We start from the raw sequence: 9,253 nt of genomic DNA, 5'->3' as shown, positions 1-9,253 counted from the left end.
CTGGACGCCCAAACTCCGTCCGTAGTCAGAAAGTTCCTGCATAAATGATCGGAGTTGGGGTACTTTTTACTTCAACTTTTAAGTGCACCAACGCCTCGGGGATGCGGACGAAAACATTGCTGCGATTCAATGGTGACAGCCAAATTCATTGGGTCAATGACAGATGAGGGCACAGAGCGAGCGTTCATTTTTTAGCAGCTGCTGTCAATTGTTAAATTTTTCTTGCTGTTAATAGTCAAACCTTAGTGGCAGATATGGCAAAAGCGGTGAGACATGAAGAAAGAGGCCATGTCAGCCCCAATTTAAAACCAGCCATAGACCGGGATTTTTTCGATCTTCGCGATTAGACAAATTTCGAGCAGTCGCAGCAAAATATCAATGTCGGTAATCCGCCTATTAACGGCCGGGCACTCTCCGGTCAAAATAAATCATTTCTTTGCCAACCGATGGCCTATTTGACATGCAAATGGGTGGTACTTTTGGATGAAAAACTACTGCATCTTTGAATTGAAAATCAATGGCTGGTTTTATGCAAATACTCAAGGTGGCACATATACCAAAGGCGAATTTATATTTAATTCGTACTCTGATCACGAAATCAGCATATTAGTTGCTCAAACATTAGATTGCGAAAATAAATTTATGCGATGTATTTTACGAGAATCTAATAAATTGAATTAATTCAAAAGATTCAATAATTTTTTCGCCAAAGAATTACTGAATTCCCCCCAATGAATATATGCGACACTCGCTTTGCAGTCGCTTAGCGAACTCGCTCTTCCGCTAAGGTAAGCATTGAACTTCTGCTTAAAATAAAGGCACTCTGTATAAATGCTGGTGCGATAAAGCATTCAAGCGCGATCTTAATGAATTAGGATACAGGGCGGATTCAACCGGTCCTCGCAACACCAGATTGTTGAACAGATTTTAGATACTTGTCCAGCGCTTCAGCCGGAGTTTTCCAAGCAAGTGTTTTTCGCGGCCTGGAATTCAGTGCATTAGCAACGGCGTGGATTTCATGAGCGCTCCAACGAGATAGGTCTGTGCCCTTTGGGAAGTATTGCCGCAGGAGGCCATTCGTGTTTTCGTTTGTACCGCGTTGCCATGGACTATGCGGATCGGCGAAGAATACTTTCATCCCTGATTCGACTGTAAAGCGGGCATGGTCAGACAGTTCTTTACCGCGATCCCAAGTCAACGACTGCCACAAAAGGGCTGGCATGTCGATCACGGTATTCTTGAGCGCATTAGCCATCGTGACAGCTCCGTAGCCAGCGAGGGCGGGGCCATTCTTCGTCCTCGGTATCAATCCATAACCATCCTCACGAGGTAGGTGGACAAGCATCGTAAATCGGCTGGATCGCTCTACCAAGGTGCCGATCGCGGATCGGTTTAGTCCAATGATTAGGTCACCTTCCCAATGCCCCGGCACTGCACGACCTTCCGCTTCCGCAGGCCGGTTAGAGATCATCACATCCTCGCTGACGTGTGCCCAAGCCTTTGCTTGAGCCCTTGCCCTCGGCACGCGCAACGCTCTCCCAGTGCGCAGGCAACTAACCAACTCGCGCTTGAGGGATCCTCGCCCATGGATATAGAGTGCTTGATAAATGGCTTCGTGAGAAATTCGCATGGATTCATCGTTAGGGAAATCGGTCTTCAGCCGGTTAGAAATCTGTTCGGGCGACCAACCATTGACCCATTTACGGTCACTGCGATGTGGCTTGTTTCTCCCAATGAATGGCGCTTGCTGCGGCCCAGCAACTTGACGCCCATCGGCGTCTCGAACTCCACCTTCAAGACGGTCTTGAACATAGTCGTGCAAGCGTTTATTGGTCGCCAGTTTCGAAGGCTTAGGCCTCTTGGCAACCAACTCCGTCTTCCACTGCGCAACCGAAGCTCTATACTCAAGTCTGCCACAGCGAGTTGCAGCATTACGCGTCAGCTCACGGGAAATAGTTGACGCGCTACGCCCGATACGACGCGCAATCTCTCGTACCCCAACGCCCTGGCACGAAAGAATTCCTATCTCCTCTCGCTCAGCAAACGATAAGTACCTCCCAGATACGGGCTTCAATATAGAAAGTGGCATACCTCCATTATGACGAAACCAACGAGTCCCGACTGCCGGGGCCACACCAACTGCTTCAGCAGCTTTTTCACTTGTGATCCCCGTCGCTATTTGTTCCCAAAATCGCCGTTCGGTTTCCCGACGATGCGACGGCGCACCTGGTGAGCGCATCGGCCCTCGTCCCGTCAACTTGTTCATCCAGCCCGCTGGTCGCCCCATAAACAACTCCTCAATTAAAGGTGTTGCGAGGACCGGTTGAATCCGCCCAGTTATCCCCAATTTTTGTGGATAACTCCTATCGTATTTTGAGGTTTAATGTTGGTAAACTCAAATCCGCTGCCTACTAATTGTGGTAGCCTACGATTCCTTGATGCAACAATAGTTACTACTCTAGTGATTACACCAACGATGATTGCACCTATTTCTAAATGGGTAAAAGAACTTGCATTTCTTAGAAATAGTTACGCATTTATCCTCGCTTGGCCTCTCATCTGTGCTGCTTTAATTTCGACCGTTTGGTGGAGCTATTACTCAGGCATCGAGCAAGACAAAAAACTCCTCCATACAAATGCATTAAAAGACGCAGCATCACTCTCGCGTGCGTATGCCCAATACCTCAACCGTACCATTGAGCAGCTTGATCAAATCAGTATGCATGTCAAATACGATTGGGAGCACTCGAATCGGTCATTGCGTTTGGGTGAATTAAGATCACAAGGCTTATTTACTGCCTCGCAATTTGCACTGGTAGCAATTTTGGATAAAAAGGCTAATCCAGTCACATCCACTGCGCCCATGGAGGCATGGCAAGATTCTACGTTAAAAGGTCTATTTTTTTATCATCAATTCAATAACTCCAGTGCAATGCAAATCGGCTTACCCGTGGTCGTCAATAGTTCAGGTAAGCCGGTAGTACAATTTACTCGCCGGCTAGAAAATGCTGATGAAGAGTTTGACGGCATCGTCGTGATTTCAGTCGATCCCTCTTACTTTTCCTCTTTCTACGATGAGCAAAGTATTGGTAAGAGCGGACTGTTAGCCGTTCTCAGCAATGAAGGTGTGGTGGGGACTTCAAGAGTAGGCAATATTATTTCCCATGTCAGCACAGACATATTTGCAAAAGAGTTGTCGATTAAAACGCCGATAGGAACAGATTATTTTCCTGGTCAATCCATCTTTGTTGATCAAAAATCTCGATTTTTAGGCTGGCAAAGTCTTGATGCCTACAAAGTCACTGCGGTGGTCGGATTATCAGAGCAAGAGCTACTCAGCACACACGAAGATGCTTGGAAACACAACAAAAATTCGACCATCACTGCAACAATCGTTCTCCTCCTATTTGCAGCTATTGCGACCTGGATGTCGACTCGCCTCGCCTGGAGAAAATATCAAGCTAAAGAAGTCAGAGACACGTATCGGCTCGCTACAGAGGGGACTGACGAGGGCTTTTATATGATGAATGCTCTCCACGATATTCACGGCAATATTATTGATTTCCAGGTGATTGATTGTAATGCACAAGGAGCACTGTTCTTCGGACTGAATAGAGAGGAATTAGTGGGGATGAATATGTCCTCGCTTCAAGGGGAGCACTACTTTAAAACGATGATTGCAACCTACTCCAAGGCAATGGAAGTCGGCTTTTATGAAGATGAATATGAATATGAAATGTCGGACGTCAGTCCGATGAATATCGCGTGGGCCAAGCGGCGACTAGTTCGCTCTGGCGCCAGTTTAGCTGTGACTATTCAAGATATTAGTGCGAAGAAAGAAGCTGAGCAGGAGCTCCATCGTTTAGCAAATAGAGATGGATTAACTGGTCTATATAACAGGCATTGGCTAATTGGCTACCTACCCAAGGCAATTTCAAGAGCAAAAGCAAGCGATCAAATGATCGCTTTGCTGTTTATTGATTTGGACGGATTTAAAAATGTGAATGACACGCAGGGTCATGTAGCGGGAGACCATCTATTAAAGTCAGTAGCCTCGCGTCTTCAATCTGTGTTGCGTCCGTCGGACAACGTGGTCAGATTGGGTGGAGATGAATTCTTAGTAGCGATGGATCCGGTCGAGCTAGAAAGTAAACCCGCGAGAGTTGCGGAACGGATAGCAGAGGCCTTTAAACAGCCGTTTTGGTGGGAGGGTATAAAACACGAAATTGGTGCCTCTATTGGGATCAGTATGTTTCCGCGTGATGGAAGTGATACTGAAACGCTATTAAAGAATGCAGATATCGCAATGTATTCCGTTAAAGCTGCCGGAAAGGGACACTATGATTTTTTTAAACCAGAGATTTATACAAAACTAAAAACGCGTTTTGAATTGGAGCAAGCATTATCTCATGCGATCGAAGTCGACCAATTCGTATTGTATTACCAGCCACGTGTAAATACGATCACTGGAGAAATGACCAGCATGGAAGCATTAGTGCGATGGATACATCCAGATAAGGGACTTATTCCTCCAATCGATTTTATTCCGATTGCTGAATCTACAGGAATGATCTTGCGTTTAGGCGATATGGTCATAGAAAAGGCTTGCGCCCAAATCGCGGCTTGGAAAGAAGCACAATTACCTGTTGTTCCAGTTTCCATCAATGCATCTGCCAGACAATTTAATACAGGACATCTTCCTCAGAAGCTAGCGGATTGTCTGACTAAATATCAGATTAACTCTGCCCTTTTGGAGGTTGAGATTACCGAGTCTGCAATGATGGGGGAGGATAATGCCATCATTGCCGAACTGAGTTCGATCAGCGCACTAGGTATCAAACTGTTAGTCGATGATTTTGGTACAGGCTATTCTTCTTTATCTCAGCTACAACGACTTGATATGGATATCCTCAAAATTGATCGCGTATTTACGAATGAATTAACGAGTTCGAGTGAAGGTGAAATATTTTTTAAAGCCATAGTATCTATGGCACATGCGTTGAACATGAGCGTGGTCGCTGAAGGGGTAGAAACAAAAGAACAACTAGCAGCTCTAAGGCGACTAAGTTGTGACGAAATTCAAGGTTATTTCATTTCACGGCCAGTACCTGCAGACCAAATTCCTGCATTACTTAATCAGCCGTTTTTACTGTCTGAGAATCAATAATTGTCACTATTTAAATTCACCGATTTGTTAAAGAATTCTATTTATTAGATACATCTGAATTTTTGAACGCTGGAGAAACGATGAAAAACAGCCATGACCGTTTTGGTATTCCTGAAGAAAACTTACGCGCGGCGGAACAGTCTACCAAGAAACAAAAGGGATACTTACCGCAAGTGTATGTCCCGACTAGGAAAGAAGTAGCTACGCTGAAGATAGAAAAATTGTCGAAGATTTTAATTGGCTGGATGTGCAAAAGTCCGACTGAAATAATTCCTAGTCGCAGTCAAATAGCAGAAGTAAGAAATATTCTATTAAACAGGGAAGACGCCTCCCAGCTTAGTGGCTTAATCACGATGTGCAATTACTATATCCATAATGACTAATTTGCCACAAACATCAACTTAAGCGCGTTTGTTTAACAGCTTAGACTTTTCCTGACACGAAAAACATATCCAACGTCGTGAATTTGTCTTCGTGACGATATTACCTTGTTGAACATCGACATAGCCTTGATGACTTGAACAGTATTTTTTGCCCGTAATGGACACTTCCGCTTTTGAGGCGATATCAACAGTTTTAGACATACTGCACCGTTCTAATTTTGTTGAGAGTGAATCTGTATCTAAATTTAGAAATGCGCAACGATGTGCAATATTCAGAATCAGGTAACAATACTTTGCCACGATATCAATCCCGTTTAAATCTATTTATAAGAGTAGGCCACTGATTTTTGATAGCCATCTCAAATCAAGTTGATCTTTTCGTAAAAATACGAATTGCATTCATCTATAACGACAACCACAGATTATCCCAATCACCAGGCTGAAATTTGCCTTCTCTTTTAAATTTCAATTGATTGTTGTGATCCAGTACAAAGTGGGTTGGCTGAGTAGTGATAGTGCCAAAATTATCTTTATGCTCAGGTGCGTTGCGCCAGACTGTAGGGAACCTTTGATTTTTGGGATAGCTATGCGTAGTGAGGTCGTTGTAGTCGTCTAAATCTTTTTTGTTGCTGTCCAAATTCACACCAAGAAGCATAAATTTATTTTTGCTATTGCGTACATAAAATTCCCGCATCAGTTTTAGATCATCGCTGCATAAAGCGCAATCAAAAGTAAAAAAACTCACCAGCACAGTCATATCTGAGAAATCACGCAGGTTAATTTTTTTACCAGATACATCCGTACCACCCAAAGTGTAAGACGTTACTTTTGTTTGCGCGTCAACAGAGTTAAGCCAATACGATACACCTCCATTGGAGGTTGTTCGTTGGGCAGCCATTTTTGGTAAATTTTTTGAAATGTGCCGTCCTTTTTAATTTGACGCATTGCGCCCTCCCACAACTTAATAGTGGCAAGTGGGGTCTTTGCCGAGAACGCTAGAAAAAGTTCCAGACTATCTAAAATCATCACCGTTTCTACATCATCGCCAGAGTAGCCTATGTCCTTTAACACCGATGGCACGACAACACAACCTTCTGACCACAAATCAAAGCGATTCATCATCAGCATTTTCGCAGTGATCTGGGGTGTAGAAGCTAAATCCAAATTGTGAAAGCCTTTTTTTACAGCTGCATCTGCAAATATGCTGTCTCTATATGCACCTACAGGAGCGTCGTAGATTTTGTCTCCTAGGGACAATAACCTTTTTGCATTCCCTTTTCTTGTGTACAGCACCGTTTTGGATATGGCCACTGGACCGAGTAACGTCATTTGTTTTTCTCTTTCGGCAGACCGTCCAACTGTAAAAAGCAAGACATTGGGGTCTTCTAGCAACGCCTTGTATCCCCTAGCCCAGGGAACAAGTTGTATCGCTGAATTTGTTCCAATTTTTTTTTGTAATGCATCCACTACTTCAACTGCCATACCATCTACTTTATCGCCGTTTTTAAAACTGATTGGTTGTTAAACAGCGCAGAGAATTTTCCACTTCAATTGAAATTCAGCGTCAAGGAAATTTTCGCCGATCCAATGGCCGCAAGGGCTTCTGTGAATCTCTCTGGAAACGCCCCGCGCTGACAACTGGAAAATTAACGACGCTGTTTGACAACTTCTGTCTTGAGCGAATATAACGCACCTGCAAATCGTGACTTTGCACATATTCTAGATACCAGCTCTTGGGTGCATTCTTTGTTGGATAGCCCAGTTGCCTAATGGTCGGGCAAATGCGTTTTTCGAGCTTGATATAAAGTTTGATTGCTCGAATGCGGTCTTCGTATGAGTACATGAACTACCTCCAAGTAGTCCATGTTTTTGTCTGTACCCCCTATTACATCATTTTTAAGGGCTCTTTACACTAAAAACCTCAGCTCCCAATCACCACCCGAGTAGCCTCCACCACATCAAGGTCACACACCTCAGGCTTGTGTCCATCATCGAATGCCACTCGTCCAATCATGTGATTCACAGCCTCCTGCAATATCGCTCCGGCGCTGGCAAATGAGATCCCCTCCCCGATCAAGTCTGCGATCCTGTGAGAAGGTAAATTTGGATCAAATGACGCATGATTGTCTTGCATCCACTCGTGAATGAACTCGCTGAGTTCTTTGGTGCTTGGCATTCCAAATTCCAGTTTCTCGGTAAAGCGCCCTCCTCTCAATGCAGCTGGATCAATCCGGTCTGGCAAATTCGTCGCGGCGATAAATAAGATGTCGTTGTGTTTGCCTCCGGCACCATCGATCTCTGTTAATACACGATTGGTCGCACTACTGACATAAGAGTTCTGCCGATCCATCAAGATGTCATCTGCCTCGTCAATGAAGAGGATGCACGGACGAATATCTTTTGCTTCTCGCATGAGACGGTCTAGTTCTTGCGGATCATGGAGTAAGGCATGTCCTGTCGTACTAAGAAATGCGTAGTCAGTGGCTCTGGCTAGTGCACGAGCGGTTTCTGTTTTGCCGTTGCCGGGCGGCCCGTAAAACAGCAACCCCGTTGGCATACTGCCACCAAAGGCTTCCACCGACTCGCTATTGCTCAGACGGTAGACGATCAGTTCAAGTTGCCGCCGGAGTTGGGCGGATAGAGTTAGCTGATCCAACGATGTAGTGTGTTCGGGTAAGTGGCCTTTTCTTCCTTGGACGCGACGCATGGCTCTCTTCAGAAGCGAGGCATTAATCACGGCGTTTGTGATCCCGGTATGCATCGCTGCTATTTCTTCAGCTACTGCTTGGATTCGTTTTACCGAATACCCCGTCCAGCGTTGGATCATATGATGGATGCTTGGCAGATCCAGATCATACCGACTGACATAGCGGTGGACTGCATTGAGAAGAATGGCCAGTCTGGCGTCGTCATCGGGAGGGGTGACTTCAATCTTAAAATCAAAGCGACCCTCGCGAATCGCCGCAGCATCCAGTCGTTCCAGGAAATTCGTCGCCCCCACCAGGACAATGGGATGGGATCGTAATTTGACGATCTCTGCCAATATCGTGTTGGTGGTCTTATTTGTCTCATCCGAGCCACCGGACACCAATGCTCTGTGCTGAATAAAACTATCAATTTCATCCAGAAACAGAACACACGGTGCCTGTGCCTTAGCATCATTAAAGATCTGCATGACTCTCTCTGTGGTGTCATTGACCCATTTACTGGCGACATCACCGAACGCCACCGAGATGAGAGGCAATCCCATTTCTCCTGCCAAGGCTTCTGCAAAATAAGTCTTGCCGTTTCCGGGCTCGCCAAATAACAGAATTCCGTTTCGAGGTTTGGTGCGTCCGGTTCCGTGTGGCATGCCGTTGCCTTGTATGTCTTTGATAGCATCGCGCAGTCGTGTTTTGACATCATCCAACCCCATGATGTGCGAAAAATCAGTTGAGCTGTGAATCGCTGGATAGCGGTTGACCGGAAGAGCCAATGTCACCGGTGGATTGATGGATGCCGCACCTGGAGATTCTTCCTGCGGGTCATGAGGCACAGGAAGACCATGTACCGGTAAAGATGTTGGAGTGGAGGCTGAGGAGGAAACTGAAGAAGATGCTAATGGAGAACGGTAAGCGTCCGACGCAACCATCTAGCAATGATGAAATGAACGCGCCACACTCCTTCGTTTCAAAGTTAAGGAGAAGGCATGAGCCACGACCCA

At 45.4% G+C, this 9,253-nt stretch carries 6 protein-coding genes and 1 pseudogene; 2 read left to right on the top strand and 5 right to left on the bottom strand.

What is annotated here, in order from left to right; translation table 11 throughout:
* Nucleotides 1-889: 889 nt before the first annotated feature.
* Nucleotides 890-2,266: an IS30 family transposase gene (locus tag AAKU61_RS21185; protein ID WP_354335485.1), complete on the bottom strand. Its 1,377-nt coding sequence runs from the start codon at nt 2,264-2,266 to the stop codon at nt 890-892.
* A 210-nt stretch (nt 2,267-2,476) separates the two neighbouring features.
* Between AAKU61_RS21185 and AAKU61_RS21180 the strand changes: the two genes are divergently transcribed.
* Nucleotides 2,477-5,167: a bifunctional diguanylate cyclase/phosphodiesterase gene (locus AAKU61_RS21180; RefSeq protein ID WP_354335482.1), complete on the top strand. Its 2,691-nt coding sequence runs from the start codon at nt 2,477-2,479 to the stop codon at nt 5,165-5,167.
* 80 nt (nt 5,168-5,247) lie between these two features.
* Nucleotides 5,248-5,550, top strand: a complete 303-nt coding sequence (locus tag AAKU61_RS21175) for a hypothetical protein (protein ID WP_354335480.1) — start codon at nt 5,248-5,250, stop codon at nt 5,548-5,550.
* 403 nt (nt 5,551-5,953) lie between these two features.
* Here AAKU61_RS21175 and AAKU61_RS21170 read toward each other — a convergent pair whose 3' ends face one another.
* From AAKU61_RS21170 to AAKU61_RS21155, 4 genes and pseudogenes are all read right to left on the bottom strand, one after another.
* Nucleotides 5,954-6,361: a TlpA family protein disulfide reductase gene (locus AAKU61_RS21170; protein ID WP_354335478.1), complete on the bottom strand. Its 408-nt coding sequence runs from the start codon at nt 6,359-6,361 to the stop codon at nt 5,954-5,956.
* An 11-nt stretch (nt 6,362-6,372) separates the two neighbouring features.
* On the bottom strand, nt 6,373-7,065 hold the full coding sequence (locus AAKU61_RS21165) for a substrate-binding periplasmic protein (RefSeq protein WP_354335483.1): 693 nt from the start codon (nt 7,063-7,065) through the stop codon (nt 6,373-6,375).
* Between the two features lie 145 nt (nt 7,066-7,210).
* A pseudogene (locus tag AAKU61_RS21160) lies at nt 7,211-7,393 on the bottom strand (IS3 family transposase); the annotation flags it as partial.
* 78 nt (nt 7,394-7,471) lie between these two features.
* A complete protein-coding gene (locus tag AAKU61_RS21155; protein ID WP_354335476.1) occupies nt 7,472-9,181 on the bottom strand; it encodes an AAA family ATPase in 1,710 nt (569 codons plus the stop codon).
* Nucleotides 9,182-9,253 lie beyond the last annotated feature (72 nt).

Origin of the sequence: Undibacterium sp. GrIS 1.2, assembly GCF_040544435.1 — a bacterium.
Lineage (GTDB): Bacteria > Pseudomonadota > Gammaproteobacteria > Burkholderiales > Burkholderiaceae_D > Undibacterium.
The sequence above is the reverse complement of the archived record's forward strand: the minus strand, read 5'-3'. Positions and strand labels throughout refer to the sequence as shown.

Coding starts and splice junctions, on each gene's coding strand:
- AAKU61_RS21185 (WP_354335485.1), bottom strand. CDS start 2,266: ATGAACAAGTTGACGGGACGAGGGCCGATGCGCTCACCAGGTGCGCCG.
- AAKU61_RS21175 (WP_354335480.1), top strand. CDS start 5,248: ATGAAAAACAGCCATGACCGTTTTGGTATTCCTGAAGAAAACTTACGC.
- AAKU61_RS21180 (WP_354335482.1), top strand. CDS start 2,477: ATGATTGCACCTATTTCTAAATGGGTAAAAGAACTTGCATTTCTTAGA.
- AAKU61_RS21155 (WP_354335476.1), bottom strand. CDS start 9,181: ATGGTTGCGTCGGACGCTTACCGTTCTCCATTAGCATCTTCTTCAGTT.